This window comes from Longibacter salinarum, from assembly GCF_002554795.1.
Classification (GTDB): domain Bacteria; phylum Bacteroidota; class Rhodothermia; order Rhodothermales; family Salinibacteraceae; genus Longibacter; species Longibacter salinarum.
This window is the reverse complement of the sequence record NZ_PDEQ01000015.1, coordinates 1-15076: the sequence shown is the minus strand read 5'-3', so window position 1 is coordinate 15076 and position 15076 is coordinate 1. Positions and strand designations below refer to the sequence as shown.

Genomic DNA, 15076 nt, shown 5'->3' with positions numbered 1-15076 from the left:
GAGGACGTTCCTCCAAAGAGAGATCGTCAGTTCAGACTTCGCCGAGAGGAAGATGAACAGGTTCCTTTCTAGCGTGCGCCGGTGTGCGCCGCCGTGCGCCGGTTTTTGCCCCGCCAGAGTGCTCACTACCAATGCAAGCAGATGTTAGAACCCAAACGCACGGTTGGCGTGCGCCGGTTACGCTGGAGCGTGCGCCGGTTGACCCCTACCGGCGAACGGCAAAAACGCCCCTCAGCGGCTAGAAACGCCATAGCGTGCGCCGCGTGCGCCGCGTGCGCCGGTTTCACCCCCTTAAGTCTAAAAGTGGAGGTAGAAGAGGGGATAGCGGTGCTTAAGACTAAGGGCCGAAAACCAGCGGACGCAGCGCACGCACCGCACGGCACGTGTTCAAATGCCGCTATTGCATGACCACGGTACCAGCGGAGACACTGAACACCCGTTCAGCATCTTGCACCGCTGGCCGCCGGCCCCGGACACTTTTTCGACTCTATAAAAAGGGTACCCCAGGACGGGCCAACTTGACACACTTGACACTCACGCGAGGGAAACCTCATGGTGCACTCGAGCTGCTGATAACCTCATGGTAAGCCGTATCCATGCGATAACGGTTATACTTGACTACCTAGCTATCTAGAAAGCTACATAGCTATTATGAGCGGACCCCATTACCGCGTCACAGACGCACAGACAGGCGATTACGCCGGCATCAGTGAGGAGGCCGGGATTGTATGCGGCGCCCTTGAGGCGTGGGCTGACGAGCTGGAGACGAGCGCAGAGGAGGTCCTCGAGGCAATCGAGACGACAGGCGTAACTCCTCTTGTGGATACGGCCGAGGACGTCGGTCGCGGGAGCTCCGAGCGGCCAACCTGCCCAACCCTTCGGCACCTGGCGTTCCGCCGGCGGGATGTAGCCCTCATTCTGGACGCTGTGACGCCCGAGGTGGAGCCATACGCCGTTGCCGCGTAGCCCCCCGGGGATACCCCGGAGAACCTGAAAAAACCTGAACGCACGCGCCCTGAGCGTGCCGAGACACCCCGAAAAGTATCACTGAACTGTAGACGCTATGTCCACCGACGACCGGTGCACGCTGCCCCGCTGGCGTGCCAACATGGACGCGAAGGATCTTCGCCGCTACGTGATGCGAGCCGTCAAAGCGGCCGAGCGGATCATGTATGACGCCTATGACCGGGGCGATGAAGACATGTCCCTGAAAGCCTGCACGCGCCTCACACAGGCCGCACAGACTTACCTGAAAGTCTTAGAAGCCGATGAACTCGAGGAGCGCCTCGAAGCCGTGGAGAAAGCCCTGGAGAACCAGAGCACGTTCTCCGCTCGACGCAACTAACCGATCCCATAAAACGCCATGAACCATTTAGATCGACGTCTGAGCAAAGTAGAAGACCGGCTCAGACCGAGCGGCCGTGATCCCCTATTGTGGGGCCCGCCGCGTACCGAAGCCGAGCGCCAGGAGCGAGAGAGACGCGGCCATACGCCGGCCACGCATCCACATTTCTTCTGGAACGCGCTGAACTCGCCTGACACTGAGGTAGACAGATCAATCCATGCCAACCCTTGAGAAGAGACTGAGCAACGTAGAGGCCGCAGCCCGCGGCCCGTGGACGGAAGCCTGGTGCCTTTGGCAAGCGGCCGTATTTGAGCCAATGGACTGCCCGGAGACGCTCCTCGAAGTAGAAGCGAAGCACAAGGCCGGCGATTCCTTCGACATGAAGGCGAAGGATGCAGCTCAAGACCTTATGCCGACGCGATGGAGGACGGCCGGAGGTTGGTCCGCGTTGGACAACTGGTTTTGTGTGGAGGCGCATGCGATCCTCGACGCGGTATTTCCGGAAGACGATGCCCCGCCGGCGTTGAACCTCTACCCGGAAGACATTCCCGCCCCGCCGATCGTGCCGACACCGGAGGAGATTGGCGCCCTCGACGCGGAAACCGAGCCTCTTACGGCACCCCGCGGCTATGCAGCTGCATCGATGCGCATCCTTGCCGGCCTTGCCCGGCGTCACGCCCTACACATTGACCAAGCCTAACCCATGAGACGCTTACAAAGCCGATTATCTGACGCTGAGAACGCCGTAGAAAGTGAGCAGACCCCAACGCATCCCGTTGTCTACCTCGACCCTGAGCCGCCGGATGGAGGCCACGGAGGCGTTGCGACGTTTTGCACAGAGGACGCGCTGAATGCATGGACGGAGACCCTCACGGTTCATGTTCACCCGATCGTGGTGAGGTATCGAGAGGAGCCAGTTTGATTATAGAGATCGGACTAGATATTGCAATAGTGGTTATCGTTCTATGTAGCACTCATAAAAATGCACGTATACACCTAACCTCATTCGGCTACGATGAATCAGACTATCCAGTTTTGGCGCTTGCCTGTTGTTTTGCTTATAGGGCTAATGGCGGCCGGGTGTGCGACACAATCTCCCGGCCATATTACCAAGACAGAAAGCAAAGTCACAGGAGAACAAGCAGTTCAGATGAGCCCTGGCTTCATCGGCGATGATTTACGTATGGGTTTGGTCTATGGCCCATCTGTATCTAAAGACAGTGTGCTTGTTACTGCTGGTGTCAATGAAATAGCAACGATTGCAAGCGGCCAGTCCCTTCTAATTCGGGTTGATGAGACAGTTTATCGTTTCAGGTCATCAACCACGACGCGGGTTAAGCCGGGAGATCCGAGTATTGAAAACAATATTTTCGCAGATGGTGAGCGCCTCTCTCAGCGTAGTTTCTCTAGTAAAAACTACTTGCTTCCGGTTAGTCTACTCAAGGATATGGTGAGATCTGACACCTGTTTTGTTCAGGTGCGCACAACAGAAGGATACGTAGAGGGTGATTTCCATGACGGGGGAAATGCAAGTGCAAAGAAAGGGGTAAGAGAGTTTTTGGGAACTATAGAGCAGTAGACAACCGAACCGTATGAGACGCCTAAAGAACCGCTTATCCCGTGCCGAGGAGCAACTCGACGGAGACGCACCCACAACGCCGTGGCTGGCATGGGTCCCCGAGTGTGCTCCGGGGGAGGCTGGCACCCCGCCGGCCGATATGGATGTGCCGATATGGACGGGGAACGCATGGAGCGAGACACCGGCACCAGGTGAGCCGCGGCCGCTCATTTGGGGAGTGCGAGTGCCCTGAAATGCTACCATAGTCTTCCGCATTTTTGCGTCCGGCACCGTTACTAATCGTTGTCTCTGCCGCGGGCGATGTGCCCCGGAATCCTGAAATAGCCTGAACGCTGAGCGCAAACAGCAGCACAGGAGCCGCCTCAAAAGCCGACGTGTAAGCGGGTTTTGATACGATCGGTTTTGATACAACTTCTGAAACGGTCGCACCCATCGTGATCGCCGATGCAGGCCGGCGGGAAGTGCGGGCACGCACTGTCTCAAAAACGACCGTTTCTGATACGGTGGGAAGCCCGGTGATTTCCGGTTTAACCCGGTCGTTTAGGGAACATATGTTATAACATATGTTTATATGTCATAACCACCCATAAACCCAACCGCCTCCTAATCATGCCCGGGAAGATTTACACCGTGTCTGATCTTTGCGAGCGGCTCCAGCTGCATCCCGATACGGTCCGCGACTGGATCACGTCCGGGCGCCTTGAGGCGTTCAAAGTGGGGCGCCGCTGGCGAATACCGGAGGACGCTTTGGTAACGTCGGATGTTTTCGACCCGGCGGCTGTGGATGCCCTTGCGTGACGCTGCCTTTTCTGCTTATGAGTTCTGAGCCGATGGACCCTGAGAAAGCTCTATTTCACTTGTTTGGTGCCGACGTTGCCGAGGCGTTTGCGGCAAACACGCCCGTACCGTCCGTAGACGTGGCTGTCGCTTCTGATTCAGCCGATCTCCCGCGGTTTGCCTGGCACGTCTTGCAGGCAGACACAGACGCCCTCATGCAGACCATTGGAGCCGAGGCCGTCGACGCGCTCGAGGACGTGGCGAAGTACCACACCCCGACGGTTCAGGATACAGGCCGGTGGTCGATGATGGACCGGGAGACACGGGCGAACCTGAGCCATGAGGAGAAGCTCGACGCAATCCGTCAAGACGAGAAGGCCCGACGCCGGCAGGAAGAGAAGGACCGCCAGGCCGAGCGGGAAGCCCTTTCCAGTGTGACGCCCTACGATGCGTTAACGCGTGAAGAGCGCGCCGGGCTATCGCTTGATGAGAAGGTCCGAGCGATCAAGGCGCAATCTCTTCGCGCCTCTCAGGATGCTTAGGCAGCGCCCCACACCATTTGTTGAATATGTCTGACCGTACCGAGAACCGCATGGACACGTATAGCCCCGCAGAAACGAAGGCATCGCAAAAGGCGCATGCCACGATGCAGAAAGCCACCGAGCAGGCCGAAACCTCAAACGAGCAGGTAGAGGAACTGACGGCAGAGGCACAGGAGAAGCGAGACGAAGCCCAATCCATCGCCAACGCCGGCGGAAACCCAGATGAGGCGGAGGCACTTCTCGCTGATGCCCGCGCCCTCGAGGAGAAGGCTGACCGGAAGCAGGAGCTTCAGGCGTCTTATGCGCGCCGTGCGGAGGAAGCGGAAGCCGAGTGGCGTGAAACGATCAGGGATGAGCGGAAGCGTCTCCAGGTAGAGGCGCGAAAGGAGGCCGCGAAGTTGGAATCGGCTGTCTGTGACGCAATGGAGAACTTGCAAGCTGCAATTGATGACCTTGAGGCGTTTGCAGCCAAAGCAAGCCCCACGAATCTCGCTGTAAACATTCCGGAGCTGCGTACCGTGAATGCGGCCGTTCCTACACGGCTGCCGTCTTACGTCAAGCGGACACGAGAACGCGTCTCAAAGATACTGGACTGACCCGCTCATCCCCATGCAATAACGTCATACGTCATGAGTGATCAGCTATCGTGTCAGCCGCAAATCTGCGTATACGAGGGCACCGATCGTCTAAGCGGTGGAGGAGCACCGGAGGGCGTTCTTATCGTCGCCGGAAACGGGCTCTACAGCTACCGCAATGGAAGTTGGCAGCCTGTGGGGACGTCTACACAGGTGGTCGCTCACGCACGAATGGGGCAGTTTGACCTTGCCGGCATTCCGGAGGATTTAGATGTCGTCTATCAGGGGGATTGGACGATCTCCGGAGACGACCTTGTAGCGCCGGCCGGCGTGACGGTCACGCCTGGAGACTTTGCGGTATCTGTCACTAAGGGCCGGTTTCCGGGCGCATCCTTCGACGGCATCAACTACCAGTCTGATCGGATCACGATCAACCGAACGCGGGACAGCTCCGATCAGGCCGAGCTCTTTGTAACCGTGCGCCGGTTTCTGTAGGTGAGCGCCGCCTATTCCGGTCTGATTATTACCTGTTGTCGGGGTTTCGCAACCTTGACACCTTCCATAGTCCCACTGCGAGGAGAAAGAATATCAAAGTTGCGCCTAGCCCTATGATGAAGGTATCCGGGCGAATGATGTTGCCCCAAGTGAGTATCACGGCGCCTGTCGTCATTGCAAAGACTGCGAAAGGGACAGGGTCGGCTTTAATTCCTGAAGGTGTTAACGAGCGCCATGAGTAGGCAAGAGAAAAAACCCAGGCGAGGGGAAGAACAAAAAACTTGATGCCGATACCGATCAGTAAGAGGGTTTCCGTTGTGGAATCCAAGGTGTTTAAGGGTATCGAGGTAGAAGAGCAATAGAGTTAGACATCTAGGTAGTTACGTAGAGCTTCTTGTACAGCCTCTTCAATCGTTTCCTCACTGCGTATTTTGTGAAGGTTGAGCTCCTTTCTTAGCCAGGCCGGTACACGCACGTTTAGCTGTACAGGTGTCTGGTCACGCTCTTCGGCTGCGGCATCCTCTGCTTCCTGTACATCAGCATTCCGGCGCTGCTTTGACTTCATTGCACCACCGAGCGCACTTCTTTTCGCGTCAGACATATCGATTACTGGAGAAGTTGTCCCGTATCTGTGAGGAGCTGCGTGATCTCATCTGCGGCCGTTGCGTCATAGCCGTCGAGGGCAGTCTTGCCTTCTGCTAATGACCGAGCGTAGGCTACGCGGCGCGTGGTTCCATCAAAGACAGGCACATCGTCTCCGCCGGCATCCTCGAGGACGTCGCGCACTTCGGCGGACAGGGTTGTTCGCACATCCCGAGCAGAGGGTACAAACGCTGCTCGCGTTCCGCCGGCGTGCACCCGATCGGTGACGAGATCGATGAACTCTGCCGTACCCCAGAGATCAAGGGCGGACGCCTGTACGGGAATCAAGACCGCATCAGAGGCTGCGAGTATAGCGCCGGTCATGCCCTGGAGCTTTGCCGCTCCATCGATTACGGCAACGTCGTAGCTTGAAACGAGGCGTGAGAGGTCGCTCCGGAGAGTAGACGCATCCGTAACCGACACAACGGGCGGAGCGTCGTACGCGTCCACATCGGCCGCACGCCGGCGCCAGTCCGTCGCGCTGCCCTGTGGGTCGGTGTCGATGATAACGACGTCGAGGCCGTCAAGCTGCGCCGCACGGGCCAGGTGAACAGCGAGAGTTGTCTTCCCGGTGCCCCCTTTCGGATTCAGCGTGGCAATGACGAGCGCATCAACAGACGGCATTTGATAGATATCTAGATAGACAGATTAGACGGACGCCCAACGTCGCCACATGCCGGCCGATCGTCAAGATGTGCGAAACATGAGGAAGCACATATACAACGCACATGCTTCCCGTCTCTGGTTTCCGATAAGCTTTCAGATATCGGAAAGCTGTTATTGTTCAAAGGCCTCTAGCATCAGAACGCAACCAAATCAGCGTTAGGTTGCGTTTTTGTTCGCTCGTATGAGACGTGCGCGGTGCTGTCTGCTGCCGCATTGGGTTCGGCCGGTCCTTCCGTCGCAAGGATACAGCCCCAGTACAAGAGCAGAAGAAGAAGGATACCACCAAGGACAACGCCGCTGATGGTGGCGAATAGGGTTCGAAGAAACTTCCACATGCCGGTTATTTGATGTTTTGTATGTACTGAACCTTGGGATCTAATATTAGGATTGCATTCCATGCTCAAGATAGTAAACAATCCATCCACCGATCAGAGCGAGAATCCCGCCGCCATATGCCGATAGATGTTCAGGGCTAAGGTGTGCCTTGGACAAACCAACGTACTGGAGCAGCACCCCAATCCCTTCGCCGATCATAATCGATGCAGCTCCCAGCGCAAACAGGAGGAACCCAATTAAGGCAACGATGACAGCGAGCCCAACAGCGTAAGCAACTACAAGCAACACCGGCTTCATTGATCTGGATATCGTATGCACAGGTCATTAGGCATGACAACTCAAGAATAGGTGTAACATAGGGCATGTAACAGCCGCGGCCGTCTGCTCCGTGCTCCGGCCCCGTCACACCCCGAAAAGCGGGAAAAGGCGGAAGAAAGCGGAATGCCTGTGACACCTAGCGTTATCCCCCTTCTTCCCCTGGTGGGTCGACGTGTGAGCAAGCGCCTCAGCCCCAAACATCGGTCGGCATCTGAGGTGCACGGAACCCCTCAACATGCTTGTACATACGATCGTATGCACAAGCGAAACTCGCCCTAAGCCCCGTTAGCTGTGAGCACATCAAAAGACGACATCTCCGCACTGGAGAAGCTCTTCCCGGAAAGCATGCCGAAGAGAAAACTGCTTCCGTCCCCCAGGTCAGTACAACTAGACGCGGAAGAAGCTTGGATAGTGCTCAAAGCAGAAGACTTAGCATCGGCCGAGAAAGAGATGCGCAAAGAGGATACACTGAGCGCAAAAACAGTGGATCTTAGTCCGACGAAAAAAAGGCCTTCGCAACACGGCGAAAGATCTGAACGGAAGACGACCGATAACAAGAGCGAGTTCGTTGTCCCTGAATCCCTCGAGATTGACCCTGGATGGGTGAAGATTGCCGAGCAGATGGCAGCGTCTGCAGAAAAGAAGCGTATTACGATCCGCCTAGATCAGGACGTCGTCGATTTTTTTAAGGCCCAGGGCCAGGGCTATCAGACTCGCATCAACGAGGTGCTTAAGACTTATGTGCTTGTTCAGCGGATGAAGGAGAGCACCCCGCAGTCCGAAGAGTCCCTGTCGACCTAACTGAGGAGTCTTCGACGCCACGTGACCTACAACCTTATGACCCCCTTCTAATCAACCCGCGACTACTCGCGATTAACAACTATGTCTACTGCAACCACTATCCTCCCGCAAGAATCTCCCCTGGTTGTCCGAAACGTTCTAAAACGTGCCGCGCGGAAGATCAATAATCTTCGAGGTAAGGTCAACGCAACTGACACGTTTTTGTGCTTCGAGAGTTATCAATACACCCAAGCGGAGCTTCTCGAAGAAGCAAGTGAGGTCGAAGAGTTCCTGGCAAGTGCCTTCGACAAGATCCTCGCTCAAACCCCCAACATGAGCGAAAACCAACTGGACAATGCTCAAGAGCAGTATGATGAGGTTGTTCAGATGCTTCGAGCAGTCAGAGAAGTCATTTATAGCCGCGGCCGAACGGCGATGGAATACTTAAGCCGCTTCGTTGAACAGGCTGAAGTCCTTGCTACTACGCTTCTTGGATTAACCACCACGGTAAAACTGCTAAGGAGTTAACCGAAGGCGAGTTACATAAGTCTTTAACCCGCGCTGTCCATGGACTATAACGTGCTGAGGCCTAACGACATAACACAAAGCGTACAGTAGTGCAGCCGCCAACTCCACGTACAGACCCCAAGAAGGAAAAGCGGAATGCCTGTGACACCTCGCGTTACTCCTCGTCTGCGGAGGGATTGTCCTTCTCCTCTGCCTTCGCTAGGACCTCGAGGAACTGCCAGGACTCTTCCGGCGCTTCCGGGACCGGCTGGAGGTACGGACGTACGTGCTCGGGGAACGCTTTGGGATCGTCGTGCTCTTTCATCGGCGTCGTCTCAGGGTGATTGTAGGTGGCATCTACCCTACACTACAAGACACACCCGGCCCCAGCCACATAACGTAGCGTGTAGACATAGAGACGCCCCGCCTCGGACAACCCTTGCAAGGAAACCAGAGACGGGGCGATGCACGTGCAGCCTATGCCACAGAGGGGCAGCCCGTGTGTTTCGGACAGGGTTCGGAAAGATGGGTACATGCCCCAGGGAAGGCACATGCACATCTATTTGAGGATGTGAGGACACCGTGTAGGCGATAGCATATCCGTTGACTCCGTTTAGTCAACGGACCCGCAAAGCAGGTAGATAAGATAAGATAAAATATAATATGTTATTTGATATAATTTCTTTTTCAGTTACTGCATTACTAGCTTTGCCTATATTGATATACGCTTACTATATTATACGTAAATTTATTAATGATCTTGATCATAGCCCAATATATAAGTCAAGGCGAGCAGCGTACAATTTCAATAATAAGAATATTGATAAGGTAAAGGGTGCGCTTCCTAATGCGAAGCGCACTTATGAGAAATCTTGCGACGACTGTGGCAACGATAGTGTATTTAAATCAGAACATATTAGGCTAATAGAGTACCACGTAGAAGATACGCTGTTTGTAGAATACTGGAATGTGTTTTACATGTGCTCTAAGTGCGATCATAAGTCAGTTAACAAGGTAAAGAGGGAAAAGACACCCTGGGAAAAATTTCCTGAAGGTAGTAGAGTCCCCAAAAATAGTCATCATAAATACTATGAACACTATATAGATATAAATATACTTATTGCGGACTGTGAACACCATGGGCTAGATGTTCCCGTTCAACGTGAAAGGGAACGTAAGCTTAAAAACAAAGGGTACACTAACCAAAAATGGGTCCGCAACACAAGGTATAAGTGTTTATTATGTCACAGTATAAGTGCCAAGTTAGTTGGGGAAAGACATCCTAAGCATCCCCAGAACTATCCGTGGCATCCAGAGAGACACAAGATGCTATAAGTTTCAGTAGCGGGCACACCTACGCCGCTTCTCGGTCCTGACGCTGCTCATCGTGCGCTCGTTGCAGCAACAGCCGGCGTATCACCCGCTCGACGCCATACGCTTCCCCGCCCGGGTCTACGCAAAGGCAGGTGTGCGCAATCCTGCCGCGCTGCGTGTCTACGTCGATGGTGCCGCTTCCACCACACATGCCGCATTCCGCTTGCTGTGTGTCCGAGGGATGCCCCGCGGCCGGGCTACCGCTGATTTCTCGGAGCTCTGCCTGGAGACTTGCGATCTCGCCCCGCTCGTCTTCTGTGAGGCCGTGACCCTGCTGTTTGTCGAGGAGACGGTTCTCCCGCCGTTCCATGCGATCGATGCGCCGGGCCGTGACGGCATCGTGTCCATCCTCGAGGAGCTGCTGAATCCGTTCGGTATTCGGTCGGTTATACATCATCCTTGCGTGGTTACGTGGGGAAGAAGCCCCACACGCCGGCTGTCCGCCAAGACTTCCCCGGCCGTGGGGCTTTCTATATACATTCACCGCCTCTAACCACACCTATTTTCCGGTGTTCCACTCTATTTTCCGATTAAGCGCAACATATTCTTTCGTTTCCTGTACGGTGTATCAGATAATGGAATAGATTCCAAGATCATGGACACCACAACCAGACACGCACCTGCTGACGTGGGAAAACGACATTACAATGCTCGCGAGGTCGCTGAAAAGCTAGACATCACGACGCGGACGGTACGCAACCACATCAAGCAAGGAGAGTTGCCGGCCGCAAAGATTGGCCGTTCGTTCGTAATTACCCGCGATGACCTAGCGGAGTATCTAGGTGGTCACCAACGCGTCGTTGCGATCTTTGGGCCGCTCGAGGACGATGAGACACGTAACTCTCTGAACTGACCTTCTAGTCACGTGAACGACCAAGAACGCGCCGCACGTATCCAAGAATGGCTAGAAACCACTGGGCAGGTACGCGATCAGCTCGAGGAGAGTATAAGAGAGGTGGATACCCTTGCCGGCGTATGTGATGTTGGTCCACCTCCAGAAATAGACGAAAATGCAGGTATGTATGAACGGTCTCAGTGGCAGACTTGGAATGCAGAAGCCACCAAGGCTGAACGACAAGTTCCAGGGACATTGCGCGGCATAGCCCGACGCCTCAGAGATTTAGCTGACGCGCTCGAGGCGAAAGCAGACGCCGACGCATGACTCAATTTCGACGGCTTCACCGGTGTAGGGGGAATTTCACTTGATGCCCCTGCCAGAGAAGCCTATACTATACGCATAAGAAAAAGCCCCGATCAGCCGTGAGGCCAACCGGGGCACATTTCGGAGACGCCGCTGAACTTTGGACGGGGACGCGGCGCCGATACACTCAGGAATCACGTTTCTATGGTCACGCGACCAGGTGTATACATATGGTAAGCGATGCACTTAACCGCGTCAAGGGCGGCTCATTTCTTCACATTCGCGGCTCTTTCGCCGTGATAGAGATTTTCCCAAAGGCGGGGAACACATGTGATCGCACATACGTGTACGTACATGTATTATGGAGCGTACCGCATGAATGCCCCGGTCATAGGGAGAGTGTTGACCAGGTAGTAGAAAGCTGGGGACGGGATTGCAGCCGTTGCGGAGTATCGACCGCACATGCTACGAGGCGAAGGCGCCTCATATGGCATGCTCTACGTGTAGGCTCTCGCGTAGCTAACGAGGGTCGAAAGCCGACCGGTGGCGACAGACCGGAGGCACTTCCCGGCCGTAGCGCACGGCGTAGCACCCGTGCAGACAATTCGGCCCGCCGGCGCCAGGAGCACATGCTCCGGGTCAACGCGTCGCAGGAAGCGCAAGACATACTGAACCGGTCCCTAGTGCCCAACAGGCACGGCGCAGAGGTGCACGGTCAACGCCCGCTGCGTTTTTGCAACGCGAACCGCGTTTGCCACCGGTTAGGTATGTCTGAGCTTCAAAATGACATTCGTACGGCTCGCGCCCGCAAAGCGCCCCGCACTCAGCAGACTGAGGCGGCATCTTCAGCATTGCGCTGTGGGGACATTTTATTGCCACCGCACTGGCACTCAACGCAGGGCGGCACCTTCAGCAATCACGCTGTGAGGTGTCGCCTTTTTTGTATTGCACACAGCCGAAACTCATGCAGAATCAAGTAGAAAAACCGGTTTTAGACGCGAAGGAGGCGGCTACCCGCCTCGACCTTGATCCGTCAACCGTCCGGTATCGGTGCCGAGCTGGACGATATCCCGGCGCCTTCAAGGTTGGCAAATCGTGGGCAATCCCACGCATGGCCGTCCTCGAGGAGGCGGAGAAGCCGAAAGCATAAAAAATGCCCCTGCCAGCGAGTAGCCGACAGGAGCGAAAGTCTAGCACGCGCTCACGTGCGCAGACGAGACAAACGACAGTTAGTCATTAAGAAAACTAACCATCAGCGACATCATGCAAACCCCAGAGAAGGAGCAACGGTTCCAAAAACGCCCCTTACGGCCCGGCCGTGGGGAGCGATCACGCCCTACGTCCAGGGCATCACGCACCCATTGCAACAGTAGCGGAGACGCTACCGATGGGTGTAGTGTATCCACCAATTCGTCGAAGGCTACGTATCGAAGCCTCTTCGGCACGCCCGCGCTGAAGACAAAAGATCCGATCGGTGAGTACGCCGGCGGCCGTGAGGCAGGCGAGCGGTTCATTGCCGAGCACGGGCATAGCCTCCACGCCTTCCGCGGCTTCATCGACGTGATCATCGAGCAATCCAAGATTTCCGCACTGCGGGAGGTGAGCCGATGAACATTGTTAGCGAACAGCACGAGCTCGTTCTGGACAAACTTGAGAAGGTCCGAGAGGACGGACCCGGTCAATGGATTGCAAGCTGCCCTGCACACGACGATAAAAGCCCATCGCTCTCTATCGGCACCGGAAAGGACGGTTGCGTGCTCTTCAACTGTCACGCCGGCTGCGATTCTAACGACGTCGTACACGCCCTTGGGCTTGAATGGTCAGACCTATTCCCCACCGACTGGAAGCCGTGGGACGGCACGGAGGTAGACCGCTACACCTACCGCGATGCCGACGGCGCGATCCTCTACGACGTCGTGCGCTACGAGATGCGCGAAACGTCGCACCCTGCCTGTGGCGAGAAGAAGTTTATGCAGAAGGCGTACCTCCCGGACCACAAGGATAGCGACCGCAATGGGTACGTCTTCGGACGACGTAAGTATGAAGTGCCACCTGTGCTGTACCGTCTTCCCGAGGTCCTCGAACAGGCGAAGGCCGGCAAGAGAGTCTTTGTCGTGGAAGGTGAGAAAGACGTCCATACGCTGGAGGACGCCGGCTTCGTTGCCACTACGCCCCCGCAAGGCGCCGGGAAGTGGAAGGATTCATATACCGGTGCCCTGGAGGGTGCTCACGTTGTCATTCTGCCCGACAACGACCAGCCCGGCCGGAAGCACGCCCGAGCGGTTGCCGAGGAAGTGAGCCGCGTAGCGCGGTCTGTCCGCGTGGTCGAGCTCGAGGATGTGCCGCGGAAAGGCGATGTTACCGACTGGATGAACCACGGTCACACATCTGACGAACTGAGGCAGATGGTACAGGATACGGCGGAGTGGCAACCGAGCCAGGGCGACGGTACAACCTCAGAACCAGAGCTCACAGTGCAGGAAGTCGAGCCGTCAAACGAAACGCAAGCGGAAACGCTGCTCCGGCTCGCGGAACCGGCCGAGCTCTGGAGAACGCCCCAGGGCGAAATGTTCGCGACGTACCCCGTAGGGGATCGGCGTGAAACGAGCCCTATTCGAGTGGGAAGCTTCCGGCAGTGGCTCCGACTTCGGTTCTACAAAGAGGAAGGCAAGCCCCCAGGCTCACAGGCGTTGCAAGACGCTGTTGATGTTTTATCTGCGGCGGCTGAGTTCGAGGGTGACGTTCAGGAGGCTCACCTTCGGATTGCAGGACATGAAAGGCAGGAACAGCGAATCTATGTGGATCTCGGATCAAACGGGTGGGAAGCTGTCGAGATAACTCCGGAAGGCTGGAGCTTCACGAAGAAGCCCCATGCTCGATTCCGGCGCGTACGTAGCATGAAGGCCCTGCCACGTCCTACGCCGGCGAACAACCCTGTCGAGGCACTGAACCGTCTACGACAGCACGTGCGCACGAAGTCAGAGAATGATTTTGCGCTCCTTCTCGCCTGGCTTGTCCAGTCTCTCCGTCCGCACGGCCCGTATCCGGTACTGGCTCTGACAGGCGAGCAAGGTTCGGGGAAGACGACCACACAGAAGATGTTGCGGTCAATCGTTGACCCGAGCAACGTCCCAACTCGCACGGCGCCGCGGAAGGAAGAAGACCTTATCGTTGCCGCAGAAAATGCGTGGGTGCTCGCGTTTGACAACCTTTCCGGCATTCCAGCTTGGCTATCCGACGCGCTATGCCGGCTCGCGACCGGCGGCGGCTTCGGCACGCGCAAGCTGTACACCGGCCGGGAGGAAGAGGTGTTCTATCATGAGCGACCGATGATCCTGAACGGGATCGAAGACCTCACGGCGCGTCCTGATCTCGCAGATCGTGCCGTTGTGATCGAGCTAGAGCCGATCCCCGAGGAAGAACGAGCGCCCGCACGAGACGTGTGGCAGGCATTTAAAGAGGACCAGGCGGCGATTCTATCCGGTCTGCTATCCGCAATCTCTACCGCTCTTCGAAGGGTGGATGAGATCAGTCTCGACACGTTACCGCGCATGGCAGACTTTGCCGTGTGGGCTGAGGCCGCTGAACCCGCACTGCCGATTAAACCCGGCACATTTGCGAAGGCATATTCCGACAATCGAGAAGCAGCTAACGAATCCGCCCTCGAGAACGACCCGGTGGCATTCGCAATCAAGCTACTCCTGGAAGATCGAGAGACGTGGACTGGTAAGATGTCGGATCTCCTTAATGTCCTGCGGAAGCAATATATCCATGACCCCGATCGGCCGCCGGCAGAGCTCACAAGTTTGCAAGCTCTCACAGCACACTTCAAGCGGATGATGCCAGTGCTTCGAGGAGCCGGAATTGTAAAGGAGGACGTTCCTCCAAAGAGAGATCGTCAGTTCAGACTTCGCCGAGAGGAAGATGAACAGGTTCCTTTCTAGCGTGCGCCGGTGTGCGCCGCCGTGCGCCGGTTTTTGCCCCGCCAGAGTGCTCACT

General features: G+C 56.1%; 21 protein-coding genes. 16 read left to right on the top strand and 5 right to left on the bottom strand.

Annotation, left to right across the window (positions count from 1 at the left end):
* Window positions 1–651 precede the first annotated feature (651 nt).
* From CRI94_RS17355 to CRI94_RS17320, 9 genes are all read left to right on the top strand, one after another.
* Window positions 652–966: a hypothetical protein gene (locus CRI94_RS17355; protein WP_098079357.1), complete on the top strand. Its 315-nt coding sequence runs from the start codon at window positions 652–654 to the stop codon at window positions 964–966.
* Between the two features lie 97 nt (window positions 967–1063).
* Complete coding sequence (locus CRI94_RS17350; RefSeq protein ID WP_143815481.1) at window positions 1064–1345, top strand: hypothetical protein; 282 nt, start codon at window positions 1064–1066, stop codon at window positions 1343–1345.
* Window positions 1346–1562: 217 nt separating this feature from the next.
* Window positions 1563–2045: a hypothetical protein gene (locus CRI94_RS17345; RefSeq protein ID WP_143815480.1), complete on the top strand. Its 483-nt coding sequence runs from the start codon at window positions 1563–1565 to the stop codon at window positions 2043–2045.
* Between the two features lie 3 nt (window positions 2046–2048).
* Complete coding sequence (locus CRI94_RS17580) at window positions 2049–2267, top strand: hypothetical protein (protein ID WP_143815479.1); 219 nt, start codon at window positions 2049–2051, stop codon at window positions 2265–2267.
* 93 nt (window positions 2268–2360) lie between these two features.
* On the top strand, window positions 2361–2924 hold the full coding sequence (locus CRI94_RS17340; RefSeq protein WP_098079343.1) for a hypothetical protein: 564 nt from the start codon (window positions 2361–2363) through the stop codon (window positions 2922–2924).
* Window positions 2925–3533: 609 nt separating this feature from the next.
* Entirely contained in the window at window positions 3534–3722 is a 189-nt protein-coding gene (locus tag CRI94_RS17335; RefSeq protein ID WP_098079339.1) for a helix-turn-helix domain-containing protein, read from the top strand.
* 17 nt (window positions 3723–3739) lie between these two features.
* A complete protein-coding gene (locus CRI94_RS17330) occupies window positions 3740–4243 on the top strand; it encodes a hypothetical protein (RefSeq protein ID WP_143815478.1) in 504 nt (167 codons plus the stop codon).
* Between the two features lie 26 nt (window positions 4244–4269).
* Window positions 4270–4839: a hypothetical protein gene (locus CRI94_RS17325; RefSeq protein WP_098079330.1), complete on the top strand. Its 570-nt coding sequence runs from the start codon at window positions 4270–4272 to the stop codon at window positions 4837–4839.
* A 33-nt stretch (window positions 4840–4872) separates the two neighbouring features.
* On the top strand, window positions 4873–5313 hold the full coding sequence (locus CRI94_RS17320; RefSeq protein WP_098079326.1) for a hypothetical protein: 441 nt from the start codon (window positions 4873–4875) through the stop codon (window positions 5311–5313).
* A 364-nt stretch (window positions 5314–5677) separates the two neighbouring features.
* Here CRI94_RS17320 and CRI94_RS17315 read toward each other — a convergent pair whose 3' ends face one another.
* The 3 genes from CRI94_RS17315 to CRI94_RS17300 form a co-directional block, all read right to left on the bottom strand.
* Complete coding sequence (locus tag CRI94_RS17315) at window positions 5678–5914, bottom strand: hypothetical protein (protein ID WP_098079321.1); 237 nt, start codon at window positions 5912–5914, stop codon at window positions 5678–5680.
* Window positions 5915–5919: 5 nt separating this feature from the next.
* Window positions 5920–6579: a ParA family partition ATPase gene (parA, locus tag CRI94_RS17310; protein WP_245846243.1), complete on the bottom strand. Its 660-nt coding sequence runs from the start codon at window positions 6577–6579 to the stop codon at window positions 5920–5922.
* A 423-nt stretch (window positions 6580–7002) separates the two neighbouring features.
* The gene (locus CRI94_RS17300; RefSeq protein ID WP_143815477.1) at window positions 7003–7242 is read right to left on the bottom strand and encodes a hypothetical protein; all 240 of its coding nucleotides are present in this window, start codon (window positions 7240–7242) and stop codon (window positions 7003–7005) included.
* A 324-nt stretch (window positions 7243–7566) separates the two neighbouring features.
* Between CRI94_RS17300 and CRI94_RS17295 the strand changes: the two genes are divergently transcribed.
* Window positions 7567–8076, top strand: coding sequence for a BrnA antitoxin family protein (locus CRI94_RS17295; RefSeq protein WP_218919422.1), 510 nt, complete (start codon window positions 7567–7569; stop codon window positions 8074–8076).
* An 81-nt stretch (window positions 8077–8157) separates the two neighbouring features.
* Window positions 8158–8583 carry a hypothetical protein gene (locus tag CRI94_RS17290; protein WP_098079304.1) on the top strand — a complete coding sequence of 142 codons (426 nt, stop codon included), beginning with the start codon at window positions 8158–8160 and terminating at the stop codon, window positions 8581–8583.
* Between the two features lie 154 nt (window positions 8584–8737).
* Here the strand turns inward: CRI94_RS17290 and CRI94_RS17800 are convergent, their stop codons facing one another.
* Together CRI94_RS17800 and CRI94_RS17285 are read right to left on the bottom strand one after the other, a co-directional pair.
* The gene (locus CRI94_RS17800) at window positions 8738–8887 is read right to left on the bottom strand and encodes a hypothetical protein (protein WP_179862388.1); all 150 of its coding nucleotides are present in this window, start codon (window positions 8885–8887) and stop codon (window positions 8738–8740) included.
* A gap of 1029 nt (window positions 8888–9916) precedes the next feature.
* Window positions 9917–10333, bottom strand: coding sequence for a hypothetical protein (locus CRI94_RS17285; protein WP_098079301.1), 417 nt, complete (start codon window positions 10331–10333; stop codon window positions 9917–9919).
* A 198-nt stretch (window positions 10334–10531) separates the two neighbouring features.
* Here CRI94_RS17285 and CRI94_RS17280 point away from each other — a divergent pair, with 198 nt between their 5' ends.
* The 5 genes from CRI94_RS17280 to CRI94_RS17265 all read left to right on the top strand — a co-directional run bounded on the left by CRI94_RS17280 (window position 10532) and on the right by CRI94_RS17265 (window position 15021).
* Window positions 10532–10789 carry a helix-turn-helix domain-containing protein gene (locus tag CRI94_RS17280; RefSeq protein WP_098079297.1) on the top strand — a complete coding sequence of 86 codons (258 nt, stop codon included), beginning with the start codon at window positions 10532–10534 and terminating at the stop codon, window positions 10787–10789.
* 12 nt (window positions 10790–10801) lie between these two features.
* On the top strand, window positions 10802–11098 hold the full coding sequence (locus tag CRI94_RS17575; protein ID WP_143815476.1) for a hypothetical protein: 297 nt from the start codon (window positions 10802–10804) through the stop codon (window positions 11096–11098).
* 943 nt (window positions 11099–12041) lie between these two features.
* A complete protein-coding gene (locus CRI94_RS17275) occupies window positions 12042–12227 on the top strand; it encodes a helix-turn-helix domain-containing protein (protein ID WP_098079293.1) in 186 nt (61 codons plus the stop codon).
* 113 nt (window positions 12228–12340) lie between these two features.
* The gene (locus tag CRI94_RS17570; protein ID WP_143815475.1) at window positions 12341–12688 is read left to right on the top strand and encodes a hypothetical protein; all 348 of its coding nucleotides are present in this window, start codon (window positions 12341–12343) and stop codon (window positions 12686–12688) included.
* Window positions 12685–15021, top strand: a complete 2337-nt coding sequence (locus tag CRI94_RS17265; RefSeq protein WP_098079285.1) for a hypothetical protein — start codon at window positions 12685–12687, stop codon at window positions 15019–15021. Before CRI94_RS17570 ends, CRI94_RS17265 begins: the two co-directional genes overlap by 4 nt.
* Window positions 15022–15076: the final 55 nt, after the last annotated feature.